Raw genomic sequence first — 21,026 nt, 5'->3', positions numbered from 1 at the left:
GGCGCCATGCGGCCCCATGACGTCCCGACGACGCCCTTATGACGCCCTATGACGCTTGATGCCTTCAAGTTTTTCATCTCGCTGCTGGCGCTGATCAACCCGCTGGGTGCGATCCCGCTGTTCATCAGCCTGACGTCCACGCAGACGCGCGAGGAGAAGCGCCATACGATCAACGTTGCGGCCATTGCCGTGGCGCTGGTCGTGGCGGGATCGGGCCTGTTCGGCGAGTCGATCATCCGGTTCTTCGGCATTTCGATCGCGTCGCTGGAAGTCGGCGGCGGGGTGATCATGCTGCTCATGGCCGTCAACATGATCAACGCCCAGACCGGCAACACGCGGGCGACGGCCGAAGAGCGTCACGAGGCGGAGGAGCGGCCGAACATCGCCGTGGTGCCACTGGCGATTCCGCTGCTCACCGGGCCGGGCACGATCAGTACCGTGATCATCTACTCGGGCCGCGCGCATGGCTGGGCGCAGATTCTGGCGCTCGTGGCGATCGGAGTGGGCGTGGGTGCGGTGTGCTGGGTGGCGCTGCGCAGCGCCGGGCGTATCGAAGGCTGGCTCGGACGCACGGGCATCAATATCGGCACGCGCCTGATGGGGTTGATCCTCTCGGCGCTGGCCGTGGAATTCATTATCGATGGTTTGAAAATACTGCTGCCGGGTTTGAGATGAACAAGATTGCGATTGTCGACTACGGGATGGGCAACCTGCGCTCGGTCTACCAGGCGCTGCGTGCGGCCGCGCCGGAGGCCGACGTGAGCATCAGCAGCGACGCCGCCGAGATTCGCGCCGCCGATCGCGTGGTGCTGCCGGGACAGGGCGCGATGCGCGACTGCATGGGCTGCCTGAACGAATCGGGGCTGCGCGAGGCGGTGCTCGAGGCGGCCGCAACGAAGCCGATGTTCGGCGTGTGCGTGGGCGAGCAGATGCTGTTCGACCTGTCGGAAGAAGGCAACACGCCGGCACTCGGTCTGCTGCCGGGGCGCGTGGTGCGCTTCGAGCTCGACGGCCAGGTGCAGGACGACGGTTCGCGCTTCAAAGTCCCGCAAATGGGCTGGAACCGCGTGCGTCAGACCCGGTCCCACCCGATTTGGGCGGGTGTGGCCGACGACAGCTACTTCTATTTCGTGCATAGCTATTACGTCGTGCCCGCGAAGCCCGAATTGACCGCCGGCGAGACGGTCTACGGCGTGCCCTTTACCTGTGCAGTGGCTAAAGATAATATCTTCGCCACCCAGTTCCACCCGGAAAAGAGCGCCCAGGCGGGTCTTGCCCTTTATCGCAACTTTGCGCAGTGGAAGCCCTGATCATCCCCGAGCGGCGCATCGGCGCCCGGGGCGTCTCCCAGAGCGTACTCCCTGCCACCGCTTATACTGTGTGTCATGTTGATGAATCCGATCCCGACGTGCCGTCGCCCGGCAGGGCTGGGGTCGGTTTCGTGTTGTCCGCGTAAATTGCGTATTTCTTTTACTTTCCACTAGCGACGTTTCACGATTGCCTATGCTGCTCATCCCGGCCATCGACCTTAAAGACGGTCAATGTGTGCGCCTCAAACAAGGCGACATGGATCAAGCCACCGTATTCTCGGAGGACCCCGCGGCAATGGCCCGACACTGGGTCGAGCAAGGTGCGCGCCGCCTCCACCTGGTGGACCTGAACGGCGCATTCGTCGGCAAGCCGCGCAACGAAGCGGCCATCCGCTCGATCATCCAGGAAGTCGGTGCCGATATCCCGGTGCAACTGGGCGGCGGCATTCGCGACCTGAACACCATCGAACGCTATCTGGACGACGGCCTGTCGTACGTGATCATCGGTACGGCGGCGGTGAAGGATCCGGGCTTCCTGAAGGACGCCTGCAGCGCGTTCGGCGGTCATATCATCGTGGGTCTCGACGCCAAGGACGGCAAGGTCGCCACCGACGGCTGGAGCAAGCTGAGCGGCCACGAAGTCGTGGATCTGGCGCGCAAGTTCGAGGACTACGGCATCGAGTCGATCATCTACACCGATATCGGCCGCGACGGCATGCTGCAGGGCATCAATATCGACGCCACCGTGCGCCTTGCGCAGTCGGTGAGCGTGCCGGTGATCGCCAGCGGCGGCCTGTCGAATCTGGGCGACATCGACGCGCTGTGCAAGGTCGAGAACGAGGGCATCGAGGGCGTCATCTGCGGCCGGGCGATCTACTCGGGCGACCTGAACTTCTCGTCGGCGCAAACGCGCGCGGACGAGCTTTCCGAAGGAGCGGCATAAGCGGGATCGCGGCTGCGGCCGTCTCGCGTGCCAACATCATGGCTCTCGCTAAACGCATCATCCCGTGTCTGGACGTGACGGCCGGCCGCGTGGTCAAGGGCGTCAACTTCGTCGAACTTCGCGACGCGGGCGACCCCGTCGAGATCGCCCGCCGTTACGACGAGCAGGGCGCCGACGAACTGACGTTCCTCGACATCACGGCGACCTCCGACGGACGCGACCTCATCCTGCCGATCATCGAGGCGGTGGCCGCGCAGGTGTTCATCCCGCTCACCGTGGGCGGCGGGGTCCGCGAGGTGGCCGACGTGCGCCGCCTGCTCAATGCCGGTGCGGACAAGGTCAGCATGAACTCGTCGGCCGTGGCGAATCCGCAACTGGTTGCCGACGCGGCCGCCAAGTACGGCTCGCAGTGCATCGTCGTGGCGATCGACGCCAAGCGCGTCTCGGCCGACGGCGAAGCGCCGCGCTGGGAAGTCTTCACGCACGGCGGACGCAAGGGCACCGGCCTGGACGCCGTGGAATGGGCGCGTCGGATCGAAGCGCTCGGCGCGGGCGAGATCCTGCTCACCAGCATGGATCGCGACGGCACGAAGAGCGGCTTTGACCTGGCGCTCACGCGCGCCGTGTCGGACGCCGTGAGCATTCCCGTCATCGCCTCGGGCGGCGTCGGGTCGCTGGCCGATCTGGCCAACGGTGTGACCGAAGGCCACGCCGACGCCGTTCTCGCCGCGAGCATCTTCCACTACGGCGAGCACACCGTCGGCGAGGCCAAGCGCTTCATGGCCGACAAGGGCATTTCGGTGCGGCTCTGAACGGGAATCGAAGCATCATGACGCAAGACTGGCTGGACAAGGTGAGTTGGGACGCGCAGGGCCTCGTGCCCGTGATCGCGCAGGAAGTCGGCAGCAACGACGTGCTGATGTTCGCCTGGATGAACCGCGACGCGCTCGTGCGCACGGTCGAGACGGGCGAAGCCGTCTACTACTCGCGCTCGCGCAAGCGTCTGTGGCACAAGGGCGAGGAGTCGGGACACGTGCAGAAGGTGCACGAGATCCGTCTGGATTGCGATGAGGACGTGGTGCTGCTCAAGGTCGAGCAGATCGATGGCATTGCGTGCCACACCGGCCGCCATTCCTGTTTCTTCCAGAAGTTCGAGGGCAGCGCCGAGGATGGCCGTTGGGCCACCGTCGAGCCGGTGCTCAAGGACCCGCACAAGATCTACAAGTGACCGCCATGAACGATACGCTCGCGCGTGTTGCCGAAGTGATCGCCTCGCGCAAGGGCGGCGATCCCGACAAGTCGTACGTCGCCCGCCTGTTCCACAAGGGCGACGACGCCATCTGCAAGAAGATCGGCGAAGAGGCCACCGAGGTGGTGCTCGCGGCGAAGGATATTCGCATCGGCGGCGCTGCCGACCTGCGCCAGAAGCTCGTCAACGAAACCGCCGATCTCTGGTTTCACTGCATGGTGCTGCTCGCCCACCACGACCTCAGTCCCGATGAAGTCCTCGCCGAGCTGGCGCGTCGCGAAGGGCTCTCCGGGCTCGTGGAGAAGGCGCAGCGCGGCACGCGCGGCGAACACGCCGACTGATGCGCACGAGCGGTGCAGGGCGGGCGCCGACATCGCCGCGATCGTGCCGATTACCCCGCCGCCGCCGAACTCGCCGCACTGCCGTCACGATGCCCATGTTTTTCACTCCGGCCAACTTTGCCGAAATGCCGCGCCGGCTTACACGAGGAGACGTTTCATGAACGATCCGCAGATCCCCGGCTCGACCCGTTCCGCCGGCTCCCCGGGCAGTACCGACAATCCCTACGTCGCAACGGTCCCCAGCGCCGAGCAGGAGCGCGCGCTGCGCAAGCTCACGCACGTGCTCTACGCGCTCTATGCCCTGTTCTGGCTCACGGGCGGCGTGACCGCCATCGTGGCGATCATCGTCAACTACATCAAGCGCGACGACACCGTCGGTACGCTCTACGCCTCGCACTTCACGTGGCAGATCCGCACCTTCTGGTGGTTGGTGCTCTGGGGCGTGCTCGGCGTGGCGCTGGCCGTGGTGATGGTCGGTTTCGCGATACTGTGGGTGCTCGGCATCTGGACGCTGTATCGCATCGTGAAGGGCTGGCTCTATCTGAACGACAACAAGCCCATGTACGCCGCGCGTGTCTGAGGACGACGGACGCTGCGCAGACTCATTCGGGAATTCGAGAGGAAGACACACGCATGACGCACGAAAACTGTATCTTCTGCAAGATCATCGCCGGGCAGATCCCGAGCGCACAGGTCTATGCCGACGACGACGTGGTGGTGTTCAAGGACATCAACCCGGCGGCCGATCTCCATTTGCTCATGGTGCCGCGCAAGCACATCGCCACGCTGCAGGACTGCCAGCCCGAGGACCAGGCGCTGCTCGGCAAGATGATGCTGCTGGCGCCCAAGGTGGCCGCCGAGCAGGGTTATCGCTTCGATGGGGATACTCAGAGGGGCGATGGCAACGGCTTTCGCGTCGTGACCAACACCGGGCCGGGCGGTGGGCAGGAGGTTTATCATCTGCACATGCATATTCTGGCCGGGCCGCGGCCTTGGAAGCGCATGTAAGGCCAGACGGGTGCCGGTGTTGGCGGAATGACCAGCGCGACGGTGCCGACGGGCGTGACGAATCGCCGCGCCGGTCGCACCGGGGACGCATTCGTTACGCATAGGGAATGGTTTCGCAAAACATTTATTTCTACCCGGCGTCCGGCGCGGTTACGATGCTGGACGTGACGCACGATGTGCCACAATGGGGCATGTTGCTGCGGACACGGGGGCAGAAATGGCGCACAGCCGTTCCGCGGGCATGTGGGCTCGACAAGATCCCGGCGAAAAGCGACCGGGGTAGGAAACGCAAGGAGAGTGGTCATGGGTTCGTTGAGTATTTGGCACTGGCTGATCGTGCTGGTGATCGTGATGATGGTTTTCGGCACCAAGAAGCTGCGCAATATCGGTAGCGATCTGGGCGGTGCGGTCAAGGGCTTCAAGGACGGCATGAAGGAGGGCGAAGGCGCCCCCGGCGCCAAGGAAGACCCGGCGAGCGCCAAGGAACTGCGCGATTCGACCACCATCGATGTGCAGGCCAAGGACGCCAGCAATCACAAGCAAGGCTAAGTTCGCGTCGACATGATCGATCTCGGCCTTTCCAAACTGATGTTGATCGGCGTCGTGGCGCTGGTCGTGATCGGTCCCGAGCGTTTGCCCAAGGTGGCTCGTACGGCGGGCGCGCTCTTCGGCCGCGCACAGCGTTACATCAACGACGTCAAGGCCGAGGTGAGCCGCGAGATGGAGCTCGACGAGCTGCGCAACATGCGCAGCGAGTTCGAGGACGCCGCCCGCAACGCGCAGAACACCATTCAGAAGCAGTTGCACGAGCAGGAGGCGTCGTTGAACGACGCCTGGGCGAGTGCGACGGGCACGTCGACAACCGACGGTGGCGGTACCGATGCGGCGACCGGGTATTCCGACAGCTACCTCGCCGAGCCGGTGGTGAGTTCCGGCTATCGTGCGTCCGCCAAGCGCCGCAACTGGCGCGTGCGACGCGCGGCAACGCCCGTGTGGTTCAAGCAGGCCAGCGCAACGCGCACGCGGGTGCAGTCGGGGGCGGCGCGTGTGGCGCGTCATACGCCGGCCAAGCTGCGCCGGCCGGTCAAGTTCTTCTGAGGTTGCCGCGCACCGCACTGCACGCCATCACGGTAAGCGGCCTCATTCCTGGATAAGTCGACGTGAGCGACGAGAAGCAAATCCCCGCGGGGGGCACCGAAGAGACTTTCATCTCGCATCTGATCGAGTTGCGCAACCGCATCATTCGCGCGGGCGCCTCGGTGATCGTAGTGTTCCTTTCGCTCGTCTACTGGGCGCCGGACATCTTCCGGCTGCTCGCCCGCCCCCTGATGCAATCGCTGCCGGCCGACGGCAAGCTCATCGTCACCGACATCACCGGTTCGTTCTTCGTGCCGATGAAGGTCACGCTGATGGTGGCGTTCGTGATCGCGTTGCCCATCGTGCTCTATCAGGCGTGGGCGTTCGTGGCGCCGGGGCTGTACCAGCACGAAAAGAAGCTTGTCATGCCGCTGGTCGTGAGCAGCTACACGCTGTTTCTCATCGGGATGGCGTTTGCCTACTTCCTCGTCTTTCCGACGGTTTTCCACTTCATCGCGCACTACAACGCGCCACTTGGCGCGGAGATGAACACCGATATCGACAACTACCTGAGTTTCGTCCTGACCATGTTCCTATGTTTCGGGGTGACGTTCGAGGTGCCGGTCGTGGTGGTCGTGCTAGCGCGCATGGGCGTCGTGAGCATCGAGAAGCTCAAGCAGGTGCGTCCGTACGTGGTGGTTGGCGCGTTCGTGCTGGCCGCCGTGGTGACGCCGCCCGACGTCCTTTCGCAGCTGATGCTCGCGGTTCCGCTGTGCATCCTCTACGAACTGGGGCTGATTGCGGCGCGTTTGTTCGTCAAGCAAGGCAAGGCGCCGGACGAGAGCGAGCAGAACGGCGAGGCGACGCCGTAAGCGAACGCGGGCCTTGCCGGCACTGTGGGCGGTTGACGGAGGCCCAATGCTTGAGGTGGTGGGCGGGCCAGGTTGGCAAGGCGGGTGGCCGAATGGGGAAATGCACGGGCGATGTCCCGTGCATTTTTCGTTAACGGGCGCCAAACGGCGTCAATGAACGGCCAAGGGGTCAACAACGCGTGGCCCGGAAGTGGCCTGAATCCCTCCACCACTCCGTCGGCGTGACGCACCGGCGGCGTCATCCCAAATAAAACGGCCGCGCCGAAGCGCAGCCGTTTTTCCTTGCCAATCTGAGGGAAGATAAGGGGAAGAAGACGGTCAATCGCTGCTGTTGTCGTCGCTGCCGTCGTCTTCCTCCTGCACTGGCCGCTTGGGTGGCGGCGGGCGCTTGCCGATCGTCACCATCAGATCGATTTCCTTCTTCTTGCGGGTGACATGCAGCTTGGCCTGCGTGCCCGGCTTGATCTGCGCGATGACGTTGAGCAGTTCGGTCGTATCGCGGATCGAGTCGCCGTCGACCTTCGTGAGGATGTCGCCCGGCTGCACGCCGGCCTTGTCGGCCGGGCCGCCCTGCACCACGCCGGCGATGATCACGCCGGAGTCCTGCTGCAGCCCGAACGACTCGGCGATGTCCGACGTGATGTCCTGCGGCTCCACGCCGACCCAGCCGCGCGTGACCGTGCCTGTGGTGATGATGCTCTCGAGCACGGTGCGCGCTGTCGACACCGGAATGGCGAACCCGATGCCCATGTTGCCGCCGCTGCGCGAGTAGATCGCCGTATTGATGCCGAGCAGGTTGCCGTTCACGTCGACGAGCGCACCGCCCGAGTTGCCGGGGTTGATCGCGGCGTCCGTCTGAATGAAGTTCTCGAACGTGCTGATGTCGAGGTGGTTGCGACCGAGCGCACTGATGATGCCCATGGTGACCGTTTGGCCGACGCCGAACGGGTTGCCGATGGCGAGCACCACATCGCCCACGCGTACCTGTTCCATGCGCCCGAGGGTGATGGCGGGCAGATTGTCGAGGGTGATCTTGAGCACAGCCAGATCCGTCTCGGGATCGCTGCCGACCAGCTTGGCGCGGGCCTTGCGGCCGTCGGCGAGGGCGACTTCGATCTCGTCGGCACCGTCCACCACGTGGTGATTCGTGAGAATATAGCCTTCGCTGCTCACGATCACGCCCGAGCCGAGGCTCGACACCGGGTCTTGCCGCACCGTGCCACCGCCGTCGCCGAAGAAGTAGCGGAACAGCGGATCATCGAGGCGCGGGTCGCGGTTCTGCTTTTGCTCCTTGCTGGAAAAAATGCTGACGACCGCAGGCATGGCCTTTTGCGCGCCATCGGCGTACGAGCCGGCCGCCGGCTTGTCGGACAGGCTGGGGGCGACTTCCTGCAATGCGATGATCGGATTGGCGAGTTGCTTGCCGAACGAACCCTGGCGTTGCAGCCACTGTGGCTTGAGGGTGGCGATGATGAAGAGCAACGCAAGCAGCACGGTGACCGCTTGCGCGAACAGTAGCCAGAAGCGTCTGAGCATGAAAGAGCGAGGCCTTATAATGAATCGTGTTGAACTGGAATTGTATCTGAACGATACCCTGCAAATCGGGCAATTTCGCGATTACTGCCCGAATGGCCTACAGGTCGAAGGCCGTGCGGAGGTCCGGAAAATCGCCAGTGGCGTGACCGCCAGCCTGGCATTTCTCGAAGCCGCCCGCGATTGGGGTGCCGACGCCGTCCTCGTCCACCACGGCTATTTCTGGAAAAACGAGGATGCCCGCATTTCCGGGATGAAGCGACGCCGTCTCGGTGTGTTGATCGGCAACGACATCAACCTGTTTGCGTTCCATCTACCGCTGGACGCCCATCCCGAGTTCGGCAACAACGCGCAACTGGGCAAATTGCTTGGATTCACCGACGATGGCGGGCGGTTTGGCCCCGATCAACTCGGATGGCTGGGGGCGCCGGCGAAGCCGACGACCCTCGCCGCGCTGGCCGCGCATGTCGAAGCCCGACTGGGTCGTGCGCCGTTGATGCTGGGCGAGCCGGACCGTGAGGTGCGCCGCGTGGCATGGTGTACCGGTGGGGCGCAGGGCTTCTTCGAGTCGGCCATCGCAGCCGGGGCGGACGTCTACATCAGCGGCGAAGTGTCCGAACCGACCACCCATCTGGCACGCGAGAGCGGCGTAGGGTATCTGGCGGCGGGGCACCACGCGACCGAGCGGTGGGGGGCCAAGGCGCTGGGCGAACATCTCGCCGATCGCTTTGGGCTCGAGCATCGGTTCTTCGACATCCCGAATCCGGTCTGATTTCTCACGGACCGGCCTGGGCGGGACCGGGGGCTGGAGCACCCCGGCAGGAGACGACGAACGGGGGTGAGTCAGCCGTTCTGCTTCTTGAGGCTATCGCGAATTTCGCGCAGCAAAACAATGTCTTCCGGGGTGGGCGCCGGCGCCGCCGGGGCTTCGGGAGCCGTGCGCTTGAGGCGGTTGATCTGCTTGACCATCACGAAAATGATGAAGGCCAGGATCAGGAAGTTGAGGGCGACGGTGACGAAGTTGCCGTAACCGAAGGCGGCTACGCCGGCCTTGGTCAGGTCGGCATAGGACGTGGGGTTGCCTTTGAAGTCGGGGGGGATCGGGCCGAGAAGAATGAACTTGTTCGAGAAGTCGAGGCCGCCGAAGATGGCGCCGACGACCGGCATGATGAGGTCTTTGACGACCGAGTCGACGATCTTGCCGAAGGCGCCGCCGATGATCACACCGACGGCCAGATCGATCACATTGCCCTTGACGGCAAATTCCTTGAATTCCGACATGAAGCTCATGCCATTCCTCCGCTGTTTTGATGAGTCGCCGGGGACAGCATTGCTGCACCAGCCCTCACGAATTGGCATTGATTGTTACCGGCAGACACCGGCGGGCTGAAAGGGCAACGGCATAGGTGGCATCGGGTCGATGTCACGCGCTTGCCACAGTCCCGCCAGGTGTCACCGGGACGAGACAGGGAAAATGATGACTAAATGTCGTGCACGCGTCAACGAAAGCGGCGATCATAGCGGTTCTCGAGCAGCATCCCAGAAACGAAACCCCGGGTGGCCGTCGGCCACACGCAGGGTACGTCAATCCTTTGAAAATACGCGAAAACCACTAGGAGACTGAGGTGTTTTGCCGTTGTTTCAGGCATTTACGCTCGCGTATGATTTAAGGTTGACGGAAATACAAATTCAACCGTGTGGGGCTTGTGATGAGTGACAATCAAGAAAAGGCCGTCGACAGTAGCCGCCGGAATCTGCTGATTGCAACGTCCGTAGCTGGAGGCGTGGGCGGCGTTGTAACTCTGGTTCCTTTCGTCAGTTCCCTCGAACCCTCGGAGCGCGCCAAGGCGGGCGGGGCGCCAGTCGAGGCCGACATCAGCAATCTCAAGCCCGGTGAGAAGATGACCGTGGCGTGGCGCGGCTTGCCCGTGTGGATCGTGCGCCGCACTCCCGAGGAGATGGCTTCGCTGTCCAAAGTGACGTCCGAGCTGGCCGATCCGGACTCCAAGGGAACGTTTTCCTACCCGATGCCCGAATACTGCAAGAACGCGTATCGCGCGCGTGCCGAGCACAAGGACGTGCTCGTCGTGGTCGGCATCTGCACCCACCTCGGCTGCATTCCTTCCGGCCCTTACCAGGCGAACGCGATCCCCGCGCTGGGCAAGGATCCGGGCTTTCTGTGCCCGTGCCACGGTTCCACCTACGATATGTCGGGCCGCGTGTTCAAGAACAAGCCGGCGCCACTGAATCTCGACGTTCCCCGTTTCATGTTCGTGAACGACACCAAGATCGTGATCGGTAAAGACGAAAAAGGAGAAGCGTAATCATGGCCGCCGACAAACAGGTCGACACGACGGGCTTGCTGGGCTGGATCGATCGTCGGTTTCCGCTGACGCAGCTGTGGAAGGATCACGCCGCCGAGTATTACGCGCCCAAGAACTTCAACTTCTGGTATTTCTTCGGATCGCTGGCCATGCTGGTGCTGGTGATCCAGATCCTCACCGGCATTTTCCTGGTGATGAACTACAAGCCCGACGCCAACCTCGCGTTCGCCTCGGTCGAGTACATCATGCGCGAGGTGCCGTGGGGCTGGCTGATTCGCTACATGCACTCGACGGGCGCCTCGATGTTCTTCGTCGTGGTGTATCTGCACATGTTCCGCGGGCTGCTCTACGGCTCGTACCGCAAGCCGCGCGAGCTGGTCTGGGTGTTCGGCTGCCTGATTTTCCTGTGCCTGATGGCCGAAGCGTTCATGGGCTATCTGCTGCCCTGGGGGCAGATGTCGTACTGGGGCGCGCAGGTGATCGTGAACCTGTTCTCGGCGATTCCGTTCATCGGTCCGGACCTGTCGCTGTGGATTCGCGGCGACTACGTGGTGTCGGACGCCACGCTGAACCGCTTCTTCGCCTTCCACGTGATCGCCATTCCGCTGGTGCTGATCGGCCTGATCGTGGCGCACATCATTGCGCTGCATGAAGTCGGCTCGAACAATCCCGACGGCGTGGAGATCAAGGACAAGAAGGACGCCAACGGCCGGCCGCTCGACGGGATTCCGTTCCATCCGTACTACACCGTGCACGACATCATGGGCGTGGGTGTGTTCCTGATGGTGTTCTCGGCGATCGTGTTCTTTGCGCCGACGATGGGTGGGTATTTCCTCGAAGCGAACAACTTCGTGCCGTCCGATCCGCTCAAGACACCGCCGCACATTGCGCCGGTGTGGTATTTCACGCCGTTCTATTCGATGCTGCGTGCCACGACCGACGACTTCAAGCATGTGCTGATGGCGCTGGCGGTGATCGTCACGGCGGTATGGTGGATCAAGGGCAAGGCGGCCGTGACCACGAAGGTGGCGGCGTCGGGCGGTGTGGTGCTGCTGTTGCTCGCCATGTATCTGACCGAAGCCAAGTTCTGGGGCGTGGTGGTGATGGGCGGCGCGGTGGTGACGCTGTTCTTCCTGCCGTGGCTGGACAAGAGCCCGGTGAAGTCGATTCGCTACCGTCCGGGTTTCCACAAGGTGCTGTTGGGTATTCTCGTCGTCGTTTTCGCGGTGCTGGGGTATTTGGGGATTCAGGAGCCGACCCCGGTGAAGACCGCGATCTCGCAGGTCGGCGCGCTGTATTACTTCGGATTCTTCTGGCTGATGCCGCTCTGGAGCAAACGGGGCACGTTCAAGCCGGTGCCGGATCGCGTGACTTTTGCGGCGCATTGAGCGCACTGAATCGACGACTAGGGATATCAAGATGAAAAAACTGTTGCTCATCCTGGCGCTCCTCAGTGGTTTCGCAGCGCCGGCCATGGCTGAAGAGGGGGTGGCGCTGGACACGGCGCCGAACCGGATCGACGATCTGGCGTCGCTGCAGCGGGGCGCTAAGCTGTTCGTGAACTACTGCCTGAACTGCCATTCGGCGGCCTCGATGCGGTATTCGCGGCTCAAGGATCTGGGTTTGTCGGAAGCGGAGATCAAGAACAATCTGTTGTTCACGACCGACAAGATCGGCGACACGATGACCGTTGCCATGCGTGTGGCGGACGCCAAGTCGTGGTTCGGCTCGGCGCCGCCGGATTTGTCGGTGGAGGCGCGCGCGCGCGGCACGGACTGGCTTTACACCTACCTGCGTACCTTCTATCGAGACGATGCGCGTCCGACTGGCTGGAACAATCTGGCGTTTCCGAATGTGGGCATGCCGAACCCGTTCTGGCAGTTGCAGGGGCAGCGTGGGTTGAAGCATGTGGAGGGTGCGGAGCATGGTCCGGCGCAGTTCGTGCAGATCACGCAGGGGACGATGAAACCGGTGGAATTCGATTCTGCCGTGGCCGATCTGGTATCTTATCTGGATTGGATGTCGGAACCGGCGCAGCGTACGCGTCGGCAGTTGGGTGTCTGGGTTTTGTTGTTCTTGGGACTCTTTACGGTGCTTGCCTGGCGCCTGAATGCGGCCTATTGGAAGGACGTGAAGTAAAATAACGTCTGTACGACGGGGCCAGGGTATGGGAAGCGTCGATTTCCCGCCCCGGCCCCGTTGGTTTTTAAGGAAGACGCGCTATGATGGTTTTGTACTCGGGCACTACGTGCCCCTTCTCCCAGCGTTGCCGGCTGGTTTTGTTTGAAAAAGGCATGGATTTCGAAATCCGTGACGTCGACCTGTTCAACAAGCCGGAAGACATTGCGGTGATGAACCCGTACGGTCAGGTGCCGATCCTTGTCGAACGCGATTTGATTCTGTACGAATCGAACATCATCAACGAGTACATCGACGAGCGGTTTCCGCATCCGCAGTTGATGCCGGCGGATCCGGTGCAGCGTGCTCGCGCGCGCCTGTTCCTGTTCAATTTCGAGAAAGAGTTGTTCGTGCACGTGAGCACGCTCGAGAACGACAAGGGCAAGGCGGCTGAGAAGTTGCACGAGAAGGCTCGACTGTCGATTCGTGATCGTCTGACGCAGCTTGCGCCGATTTTCATGAAGAACAAGTACATGTTGGGCGAGGAATTCTCGATGCTCGACGTGGCGATTGCGCCGTTGCTGTGGCGTTTGGATCATTACGGCATTGAGTTGTCGAAGAATGCTGCGCCGTTGATGAAGTATGCCGAGCGGATTTTCAGCCGTCCGGCGTACATTGAAGCGCTGACGCCGTCCGAAAAGGTCATGCGTCGCTAATGCGTTGATTGCCTGTTGGCGAGGTCGGCCTGTCGAGTGTGATGGGTGGATTTCGCGACGGGGCGAGTTGGTCATATGCCTGAAACGTCTACCAAGCCTTACCTTTTGCGCGCGCTGTACGAGTGGTGTACCGACAACGGTTACACACCGTATCTGGCCGTGCATGTCGATGCCAAGACGCGGGTGCCGCGCGAGTTTGTGAAAGATGGCGAGATCGTGCTGAACATCAGCTTCGATGCCACGAGCGGACTGCAGATGGGCAACGACTGGATCGAGTTCAGTGCTCGTTTCGGCGGCATCTCACAGAAGGTGGAAGTGCAGGTGCCGAATGTGCTGGCGATTTATGCCCGCGAGAATGGCCAGGGGATGGCATTCCCGGTCGACAAGCAGGCGTCTGCGGACGATGGTGCGGTGCTTGAAGCTGCGCCGCCGGTGCAGGCGTCCGACGATGACGATTCGGATCCCACGCGTCCTGGTGGTGGTGCGGCTGGCGGAAATGCCGGACGCGCTCGCCTGAAGGTCGTGAAGTAATAATCCGCGACGGCGGACGAGTCGAGGCGGTGAGCGATCGCGGCCTCGACGGTCCGCTGGGACGGACGATTTTGCACTTTCAGATTACCGCAGTGACCGACGAATCGGTTACAATGTGCGACTTCGCCGGCTTAGCTCATCTGGTAGAGCAGTTGATTTGTAATCATCAGGTGGCGGGTTCGAGTCCTGCAGCCGGCACCAAATAAATCAAGGGGTTACGTGGTTTTCACGTAGCCCCTTCGCGTTTCCAATTCCGTTCGGCGGAAGGCATACGTAAGGTTGACGTCGGCTAAATCTGGACCGAACTCGAAAATGCATTTTTCCCAATCCGCTGGTGGAAATCGCAATTTGGATTTCACTATTGGCGTCGGACCGTCGCATTTTCAATGCATAATTTCCGGCAGGAATGTAGTGAAATATGCCGCGAAGGCACTCTGGCTAGAGCCCAGCCGAAGTGACTTCCTCTCCGGCCCCCTATGAAGATCTTTCCCGATGGCACTTTGATCGAAATCTCTGCGTCGAAGATTGGTATTTCATCTACAAGGTACAAGGGAAACAACGTAATCGCCATCAGCATACAGTCCCACGAACGCCACGTTGCAGGCATTCGCCTCACTGAGCTCGTCGCGTGAACTGACCACTAGTCAGCGTCCTCGTTGAGTCGATGTTTTAAGCACTCCAGATCAAAGACACACAACGTCGCGGCGCCCGTCACAAACCTGAACGATATTTCTTTCTTCACAATTGCACTCCGTTCAAGGTGGTGTCTTCGGTTGGCTAGAGTAAGTCGAGACTCGATCTTCATTTATTCTCGAAGGCCTACTTGGTCTCGCTCTACCATCATGTAGCCAGCGTTCCGTGTTCCTGATGTCGCGACAACTAAGAGTGGCGATTGTGCAATCAATCTGCGCCTGCATTTCGACGAGATTGGTCATCTTCAGTCATTTCCCGCCAATGTAAGGACCGGGATCAGATGCGCGGTGGTATAAGGCCTTCTGACCGCTATTCCGAATGGTTTTGGAAACGCGGAAAAGTACCTAATTCTTTGATTTTTAGGATTTTTGCAAAGGCTTTGTAATCGCCAGGTGGCGGGTTCGAGTCCTGCTGCCGCGCTATCTGCAGTACCGGCGGCGGCTCCCACGGCGCCGCCTGCCTTACGGGCATAGTTGAGAGTGGCGACGTCAGTGGATTTGCAACGGGGACAAATGGAAGAGAGAGTCATGTATTACCTCATGAGGATCCAGGACGACGCTGCCTTGAACACACCGAGGGGGCAAGTCCAATGAGGTGATATATGGTTAAAATATTTGATGTGCAGGGGGTCGTGGAGAACACGTGGCTCACTTCCGCCTCCGCCAAGTCATATACAGGTGTAGATCGATCACAGCGCGGCAGCGCTGAGTTGACCGAGAGCGAAGGTAGCAGGAGATTTCAAGCCTGTCTTTTGGGGCTAGTTCTCCACCGCGACATCATGCAAGCGGTCAGGCCAACTCAAGAATGATGCGATTGATGAGACATTACATATCAATTTCGATATGATGTTAAGATATGTGCGGCAAGAGTAACCGATGCATTAGACATACTGATCAATCTCCCGCTCTTTGCGGCTGGATCTGCGTCTATTGGTCATTAGTAACCTACATGTTCACCGAAAGATCCGCAAAAGGCGTTGTATGACACGTCGGAGTAATGTGGCCTCAGAGTCGGCGGAAGTCTCGCAGGATGCAAGTACGGATGCATCGCCGGATGCGGGGCGTGTATTAGCGGAAGCCATCGTCAGCGCTCGAGACCGCGCAGGGTTGACACAGGAAGAGGTTGCCAGGCGTATGCGCACAACACAGAGCAACATCGCTCGCTTGGAGGCGGGGCGAACAATTCCATCGACCAGAACGCTCACGAAATTCGCAGACGCCGTAGGCGCGCGTCTCAAGATCACTTTCGAGCGGACCGGCCAGTAGGCTCTCCGTGACTCTCGAACCGCCTAGGGCAAGAATTATAAATGTTAATAGAACAAACCACTGCTGGACCTTCCGCTCGAGCTGAGCCGGTCGCCCTGCGCGACACGCAGTCCGTCTGGGAGGACGTTGTCGCTTCTGTGCGGGCGGAATACTTGTCCGATGTCCAGGACTACCCGTGGATTATTGGGTTTTCCGGAGGCAAAGACTCAACTGTCGTGGCACAGGCGATTTTCGAGGCGCTACTGCAGGTCCCGCCGTCGCGGCGAAAGCGACATGTACACATTGTCTCAAACGATACGCTGGTGGAAAGCCCGCTCGTCATAGCACATCTCGCGAAAGTGCAAACGGCGATTCGAGAAATGGCGGACAGCCTCCGTTTGCCTGTAACCGTGGTCACGACACGACCAGCTTCTGACAAGACATTCTGGACGTTGCTTATCGGCAAAGGCTATCCGAGCCCTAATCAAACTATGCGCTGGTGTACTGATCGGCTTAAGATTCAACCGACTAGCCGTTACATCCTTGAACATGTTTCGGCGCATGGAGCCGCGATCGTTGCGTTGGGCGTGCGACTTGACGAGAGCGATAGCCGACGCAATTCGATCAACAAATTCCAGAATCTAGCCGACTCCAACCTGACGCCGCATTCGGAACTGCCAGGTGCTTTTATCTATCGGCCGATCGTGCATCTGACGATCGACGATGTGTGGGAAGTACTTGGCGGGCGTGAACCGCCTTGGGGCGGAACTCACCGTGACTTGATTCAGCTCTATAGAGACGCTGAAGGCGGCGAGTGCCCCGTGGTTCTGAGCAAGGACGAGGCTCCTGGATGCGGGACCGCCAACAGTCGCTTCGGGTGCTGGACATGCACTGTGGTTGAGAAGGACAAGAGTCTTCAAGGCTTTGTGGATTCCGGCAACCATCACTTTTCTGCGCTCATTGAATTCCGGCAATGGCTCAGAGACATCCGCAATGATCCGCGGTACCGCTCGGTCGAGCGACGCAACGGGGAGATTCGTTTTAATCCGCGTGGCGAACAGATTCAGCACGTACCGGGTCCTTTCACGATTCAGGCACGGAAGATGATCTTGGATAGGTTGCTTGAAACGCAAGCTGAGTACGGCGATACACTGATATCCACAGATGAAATCGAACGAATTCAGGCGATTTGGGCCGAAGAAATAAGTCGGCCGGCTAAACACCGAGGGGGAAAATAATGAGCGACATTTTTCTTGGCGATTTGCCACTGTGGTCGGATGCTGACGCCCGAGCAGTCCTAGAGCAGTTATGCATAAAGCATGGCGTGCCGATGGATGTGCTTGAAGATCTGGTAGGCATCCAACGAGAGCGTTCGGGTGAGGAGCGGGCACGCAACGTATACCCGCGTATCGAAGAAACCCTTAGCCGCATGGACTAAAAAAACGACGACATGTGGATTGCAAAGATCGAACTGTTTAACTTTAAGAGCTACCAGCATCAGTTATTTGAGTTCCCTCAGCCGCGCGCGGGCAGGAACATTGTGCTCATAGGTGGCATGAATGGATATGGGAAGACCTCGGTGCTGGAGGCTCTCTATCTCGGTCTCTTTGGTAAAGAAGCCGTAGAGCATCTAGGTCGCGCCGGCCTGAAGGACGACGTAGGGTATCGGAAGTTCGTCGAGCGCGCATTACACGGCACGGCGATTCGCACCGGGCGCGACTCCATGTGGGTGAAGATTCAAATCAACCAGTCTAAGGCTGAGGGATTTGAAGTAACTCGCAAGTGGTTCTTCAGCCGGTCGGGCGATTGGACGGGCGAGGACGAGGTTGTTATCTATGAAGTCCGTGATGGAATTCGGGGCCGGGCTCTCGCCTCAGATCGTCTTCCTGAGCTGCTGGACCAGAGATTCATACCCGCACATGTCGCGCCCTTTTTCTTCTTCGACGGAGAGGAAGTTAAGAAACTCGCAGACCAGAGTCGTGGGGATCAAATTCGCACCGGTATCGAGGGGCTGTTAGGCGTTGTTTTGCTGCGCAAGTTGAAGAAGCGGTTGGAGGAGTTCCAGACAAATCGATCGACCGGCATCTCGGTCATGGACGAGCAGAAGCACCGTGAGCTATTCGAAACCTTATCGCAACACGAACGGGAATACGAGGAGGCGGAGCGCAAGCATCAAACTCTCGATGAGTCGGTTAAGAGCTTGCAAACGCAGCGCAGCGATTTGACCAATAGGATGATGCAACTTGGTGCCGGCGCGGGCGATGTGGCCAGCGTATCGGACGTTGTGAAGCAACAAGCGGACGCTGAAACCGAGCTCAAAGTGACGGAGGATGCGCTGGACGATTTGGTTGCAAGCAAGCTTCCTTTCCATTTAGTGGCTCGTGATCTGATGGAGGGACTTTCGAAGCAGGTGCAGGAGGAAATTGCGCGCGATAGCTGGGACGCCCGAAAGCGGAGCTTGGAGCCAGAGAAGGCGAAGTTCATTGGGACGTTCTACGCCACCACCGAACCGTCAATGTCCCCGGAGCTGACTGCAGAGCAAGAGGCTGCATTGCAGGCCCGTTTAAATGCGGCATGGGAAAGCTTGTTCTACCCGATGCCGGCGGGCTGTGCCGAGATCGTGGTGCACGATTACCTCGGGCCAAAGCGCACAGCGCTGCTTCATGCTATGAACGGCCTTCGCATGGGGGCGCAGGATGTACTTGGCCTCGTAGCGAAACGTGAATCTCTACAAAAGAAGATTCGCGAATTGGTCAATCGCTACACCAAGATTGAGGGTGTGGACCGTGACGGGTCGCTTGCGAAGCTGAATGGGGAATTGACAGCGGTAAATGCAACACTAGATCAGCGCCAAAGGGAATTGGGGGATGTTGAGCGCCTGATGTCGGGCCTCAAGGGCACCATTGATCAAGAGCGTGCTCTCTACGCCCGTGAGCACGAGAAGTTTGTCCAGGCGAATCCGGTCAAGTCCATGGTCGGTCGGGCCGAACGCGTTTGCAACCTTATTAATGAACTGATCCCTCAGCTGTACGCGCTGAAGGTGGAGCAGCTTGCTGACGCTATGACTGGCGTATATAAAAAGCTTGCCCACAAGAAGCACGTGCATCGCATTCACATCGACGAATCGGGAAAGACGACAATCCTAAGCAAGGAAGGCGAAGAGATACCGTTCGACAAATCAGCCGGAGAAAATCAAGTGTTTGCTACTGCGTTGCTCGCGGGCCTGGCTGATATTTCTGGTATCGATGCGCCACTGGTTGTTGACACCCCTCTGGGCCGTCTGGACAGCTCACATCGAGCGAACATTCTCAAATATTGGGTTTCGGATAAGAAGCGACAAGTAATTCTGTTGTCGCAGGATAAGGAAATTGACCGTGACACCTACGCAGCGATGGAGCCCAACGTCGGTATGACGTATTTGCTACAGCACGCGGAAATTGGCAGTGGCGTTGGTCGCACCACGGCTATCGAGAATGAGTACTTTATGGATCTGACGCAATGAATGCGGTCACCTTGGAACAGGTGCTTCTCGCGGGTTTTCAGACATCAGCGGACGCGGACAAGCGCACGGAGCAGCTACGCTCAAATCTCGGGCTTCAAGCGAGGAACCGCGTTGCGCGGCTTGCTATTGGGCGCTCACTCTCGGAAGGAACATATCCGACCGGTAGCCTGGACGGGGCGGGGAAGTCGATTAAAGGAGATGTGCTGTTCGGCGTGGACGAACTCCCACTCTGGGTCGGTTTGTTGTTTACGCACCTGCGCCGGACTGACCCTCGTGCCGAGATGACCCTATCGACGCTACAGGACTTGGTCAAAAGGCACTGGAATCGTGGCATCGCGTTGCTGTTTGAAGATTGGGAGGAGGCGGGAGAAGACTACAACAAGTTCGTCGACGTGCTTGTCCGGCGGCGAGCGAATCTTCCGGAAAGCGGGGGGGTAAGTCCGACGCCAACGATGGTCGGCTCTGGCACGCAGTGGGAAGGATTAAACCGAGACCCCTCCCCCATAATTGTCGACCTTGGCAGGACAGTGGACTCTGACGAACCGTTCCGATGGACGGTTAATGGCGTCGGGTATTCTCCGCATGTGGCGGTTATGGGCCAGGCCGGTTCGGGCAAAACCCGCACGATGCTGGAAATGATCGCCCAGGTGCGGAAGCAGAGCGGTGCACCGGTGATCTTGCTTGATCTTGGTAAAGGCGACCTCGCCAATCGCCATGATTTCATTAAGGCTATCGGTGCGCGCGTCGTGCGTGTGCCTGATGAGCCGATCCCGCTCGACATGTTTTTTGGTTCGGACGAGTCTGACCTTGCAGCCTCCGATGCGATCATGGGCTTCCGCGATTCGTTTGCGAAGGTAATGCAAAGCAAAGCCGGGGCGGTGCAGTTGGAGGCCATAAAAGATGCACTCCGTCCGCTCTTCTCATTGCGCAAAGAAATTAGCCTTGAGGACGTTGGTCAGACGCTACGGGACTTTTATCAGGATCGGGGCCTCAAGACCGACAGCGTCATTTCCACAATCAGCGATTTAACCGAGCGCACCATCTTCCGGCCGGAAATGCCACCAGCGGCATTCTTTGCTCAGAGCTGGATTATCACGTTCGCGGGTGCGCACGACACGCAAAAGAATCTTGCCGCCTATATGCTTCTCGATACGCTGAACAACTTCCTTAAGCGTACGGCCGAAGCGCCGCAGGACGCGAACGGCCATCGGGCCGTTCGTTCAGTGCTCGCGGTTGATGAAGCTCGCCATTTGCTCGCTTCGCGACACAAGGCGCTGTCAGACAACATTCGGCTGCACCGGTCAAAGGGTCTGATGGTGGCGCTCGCTTCGCAGAGCCCAGACGACTATGACGGCGCAGGCGACGATCACCTTGAAAACATTGGTCTTCCACTATGTTTCAAGACGAACGCGGCGAGTAACCAAGTACTGCAGAACATGTTTCGCGGCAAGGTAAGTTTTGCGGCACTTCCGACCGGCGTGTTCATGACGGTCAAGGATTCGAAGCCCATCAAGGTGAAGGCGTTCTAGTCGGTGAGACGCCGCAACGTAAAGCACGTATGGGCG

The 21,026-nt window shown here is 59.9% G+C and carries 25 protein-coding genes and 1 tRNA gene; 23 read left to right on the top strand and 3 right to left on the bottom strand.

What is annotated here, in order from left to right:
• Positions 1-48: 48 nt before the first annotated feature.
• The 11 genes from RO07_RS23375 (at position 49) to tatC (ending at position 6,800) form a co-directional block, all read left to right on the top strand.
• Positions 49-675 carry a MarC family protein gene (locus RO07_RS23375; RefSeq protein WP_039406243.1) on the top strand — a complete coding sequence of 209 codons (627 nt, stop codon included), beginning with the start codon at positions 49-51 and terminating at the stop codon, positions 673-675.
• Entirely contained in the window at positions 672-1,310 is a 639-nt protein-coding gene (gene hisH / locus RO07_RS23370) for an imidazole glycerol phosphate synthase subunit HisH (protein ID WP_039406240.1), read from the top strand. Before RO07_RS23375 ends, hisH begins: the two co-directional genes overlap by 4 nt.
• A gap of 193 nt (positions 1,311-1,503) precedes the next feature.
• Positions 1,504-2,253 (top strand): 1-(5-phosphoribosyl)-5-[(5-phosphoribosylamino)methylideneamino]imidazole-4-carboxamide isomerase, encoded by a 750-nt coding sequence (gene hisA, locus RO07_RS23365; protein WP_039406239.1) that lies wholly within the window; start codon positions 1,504-1,506, stop codon positions 2,251-2,253.
• Between the two features lie 38 nt (positions 2,254-2,291).
• Positions 2,292-3,065, top strand: coding sequence for an imidazole glycerol phosphate synthase subunit HisF (gene hisF / locus RO07_RS23360; protein ID WP_039406237.1), 774 nt, complete (start codon positions 2,292-2,294; stop codon positions 3,063-3,065).
• Positions 3,066-3,082: 17 nt separating this feature from the next.
• Complete coding sequence (hisI, locus tag RO07_RS23355) at positions 3,083-3,481, top strand: phosphoribosyl-AMP cyclohydrolase (RefSeq protein WP_039406235.1); 399 nt, start codon at positions 3,083-3,085, stop codon at positions 3,479-3,481.
• Between the two features lie 5 nt (positions 3,482-3,486).
• Positions 3,487-3,843 (top strand): phosphoribosyl-ATP diphosphatase, encoded by a 357-nt coding sequence (locus RO07_RS23350; RefSeq protein WP_039413465.1) that lies wholly within the window; start codon positions 3,487-3,489, stop codon positions 3,841-3,843.
• A 157-nt stretch (positions 3,844-4,000) separates the two neighbouring features.
• The gene (locus tag RO07_RS23345; RefSeq protein ID WP_039406234.1) at positions 4,001-4,423 is read left to right on the top strand and encodes a DUF4870 family protein; all 423 of its coding nucleotides are present in this window, start codon (positions 4,001-4,003) and stop codon (positions 4,421-4,423) included.
• A 53-nt stretch (positions 4,424-4,476) separates the two neighbouring features.
• Positions 4,477-4,851: a histidine triad nucleotide-binding protein gene (locus tag RO07_RS23340; RefSeq protein ID WP_039406231.1), complete on the top strand. Its 375-nt coding sequence runs from the start codon at positions 4,477-4,479 to the stop codon at positions 4,849-4,851.
• Positions 4,852-5,154: 303 nt separating this feature from the next.
• Positions 5,155-5,400 carry a Sec-independent protein translocase subunit TatA gene (gene tatA / locus RO07_RS23335; protein ID WP_039406229.1) on the top strand — a complete coding sequence of 82 codons (246 nt, stop codon included), beginning with the start codon at positions 5,155-5,157 and terminating at the stop codon, positions 5,398-5,400.
• A gap of 12 nt (positions 5,401-5,412) precedes the next feature.
• Entirely contained in the window at positions 5,413-5,949 is a 537-nt protein-coding gene (tatB, locus tag RO07_RS23330) for a Sec-independent protein translocase protein TatB (protein WP_039406227.1), read from the top strand.
• Between the two features lie 62 nt (positions 5,950-6,011).
• Positions 6,012-6,800: a twin-arginine translocase subunit TatC gene (gene tatC, locus RO07_RS23325; RefSeq protein ID WP_052266842.1), complete on the top strand. Its 789-nt coding sequence runs from the start codon at positions 6,012-6,014 to the stop codon at positions 6,798-6,800.
• 318 nt (positions 6,801-7,118) lie between these two features.
• On the opposite strand, the gene RO07_RS23320 is transcribed toward tatC, so the two are convergent.
• On the bottom strand, positions 7,119-8,336 hold the full coding sequence (locus RO07_RS23320; RefSeq protein WP_039406225.1) for a Do family serine endopeptidase: 1,218 nt from the start codon (positions 8,334-8,336) through the stop codon (positions 7,119-7,121).
• A 19-nt stretch (positions 8,337-8,355) separates the two neighbouring features.
• Here RO07_RS23320 and RO07_RS23315 point away from each other — a divergent pair, with 19 nt between their 5' ends.
• Positions 8,356-9,105 (top strand): Nif3-like dinuclear metal center hexameric protein, encoded by a 750-nt coding sequence (locus RO07_RS23315; protein WP_039406223.1) that lies wholly within the window; start codon positions 8,356-8,358, stop codon positions 9,103-9,105.
• Positions 9,106-9,176: 71 nt separating this feature from the next.
• Here the strand turns inward: RO07_RS23315 and mscL are convergent, their stop codons facing one another.
• Positions 9,177-9,623, bottom strand: coding sequence for a large conductance mechanosensitive channel protein MscL (mscL, locus tag RO07_RS23310; RefSeq protein WP_039406221.1), 447 nt, complete (start codon positions 9,621-9,623; stop codon positions 9,177-9,179).
• A 419-nt stretch (positions 9,624-10,042) separates the two neighbouring features.
• On the opposite strand from mscL, the gene petA reads away from it, so the two are divergent.
• The 6 genes from petA (at position 10,043) to RO07_RS23280 (ending at position 14,223) form a co-directional block, all read left to right on the top strand.
• Positions 10,043-10,657: a ubiquinol-cytochrome c reductase iron-sulfur subunit gene (gene petA, locus RO07_RS23305; protein WP_039406219.1), complete on the top strand. Its 615-nt coding sequence runs from the start codon at positions 10,043-10,045 to the stop codon at positions 10,655-10,657.
• Positions 10,658-10,659: 2 nt separating this feature from the next.
• Entirely contained in the window at positions 10,660-12,045 is a 1,386-nt protein-coding gene (locus tag RO07_RS23300) for a cytochrome b (RefSeq protein ID WP_039406217.1), read from the top strand.
• 31 nt (positions 12,046-12,076) lie between these two features.
• Positions 12,077-12,796, top strand: a complete 720-nt coding sequence (locus tag RO07_RS23295) for a cytochrome c1 (protein WP_039406215.1) — start codon at positions 12,077-12,079, stop codon at positions 12,794-12,796.
• Positions 12,797-12,879: 83 nt separating this feature from the next.
• Positions 12,880-13,491: a glutathione S-transferase N-terminal domain-containing protein gene (locus RO07_RS23290; RefSeq protein WP_039406214.1), complete on the top strand. Its 612-nt coding sequence runs from the start codon at positions 12,880-12,882 to the stop codon at positions 13,489-13,491.
• A 75-nt stretch (positions 13,492-13,566) separates the two neighbouring features.
• Positions 13,567-14,022, top strand: coding sequence for a ClpXP protease specificity-enhancing factor (locus RO07_RS23285; protein ID WP_039406212.1), 456 nt, complete (start codon positions 13,567-13,569; stop codon positions 14,020-14,022).
• Between the two features lie 125 nt (positions 14,023-14,147).
• Positions 14,148-14,223 (top strand) — tRNA-Thr (locus tag RO07_RS23280).
• A 439-nt stretch (positions 14,224-14,662) separates the two neighbouring features.
• On the opposite strand, the gene RO07_RS26970 is transcribed toward RO07_RS23280, so the two are convergent.
• The gene (locus tag RO07_RS26970) at positions 14,663-14,827 is read right to left on the bottom strand and encodes a DUF6386 family protein (RefSeq protein WP_418303695.1); all 165 of its coding nucleotides are present in this window, start codon (positions 14,825-14,827) and stop codon (positions 14,663-14,665) included.
• 868 nt (positions 14,828-15,695) lie between these two features.
• Between RO07_RS26970 and RO07_RS26825 the strand changes: the two genes are divergently transcribed.
• From RO07_RS26825 to RO07_RS23255, 5 genes are read left to right on the top strand one after another with little or no spacing between them, the layout of a single operon-like run.
• On the top strand, positions 15,696-15,980 hold the full coding sequence (locus RO07_RS26825; RefSeq protein WP_072637138.1) for a helix-turn-helix domain-containing protein: 285 nt from the start codon (positions 15,696-15,698) through the stop codon (positions 15,978-15,980).
• A gap of 41 nt (positions 15,981-16,021) precedes the next feature.
• Positions 16,022-17,197 carry a DNA phosphorothioation system sulfurtransferase DndC gene (gene dndC / locus RO07_RS23270; RefSeq protein ID WP_084072776.1) on the top strand — a complete coding sequence of 392 codons (1,176 nt, stop codon included), beginning with the start codon at positions 16,022-16,024 and terminating at the stop codon, positions 17,195-17,197.
• Positions 17,197-17,397 carry a DNA modification system-associated small protein gene (locus RO07_RS23265; RefSeq protein ID WP_039406211.1) on the top strand — a complete coding sequence of 67 codons (201 nt, stop codon included), beginning with the start codon at positions 17,197-17,199 and terminating at the stop codon, positions 17,395-17,397. The genes dndC and RO07_RS23265 overlap by 1 nt, the downstream gene beginning before the upstream one ends.
• Before the next feature lie 12 nt (positions 17,398-17,409).
• Positions 17,410-19,461, top strand: a complete 2,052-nt coding sequence (gene dndD, locus RO07_RS23260; protein WP_039406210.1) for a DNA sulfur modification protein DndD — start codon at positions 17,410-17,412, stop codon at positions 19,459-19,461.
• Entirely contained in the window at positions 19,458-20,990 is a 1,533-nt protein-coding gene (locus RO07_RS23255; RefSeq protein WP_039406209.1) for a DndE family protein, read from the top strand. Before dndD ends, RO07_RS23255 begins: the two co-directional genes overlap by 4 nt.
• Positions 20,991-21,026 lie beyond the last annotated feature (36 nt).

The organism is Pandoraea pulmonicola (genome assembly GCF_000815105.2).
GTDB lineage: Bacteria > Pseudomonadota > Gammaproteobacteria > Burkholderiales > Burkholderiaceae > Pandoraea > Pandoraea pulmonicola.
Note: the sequence above shows the minus strand (reverse complement) of the source record. Positions and strands in the feature narration are given on the sequence as shown.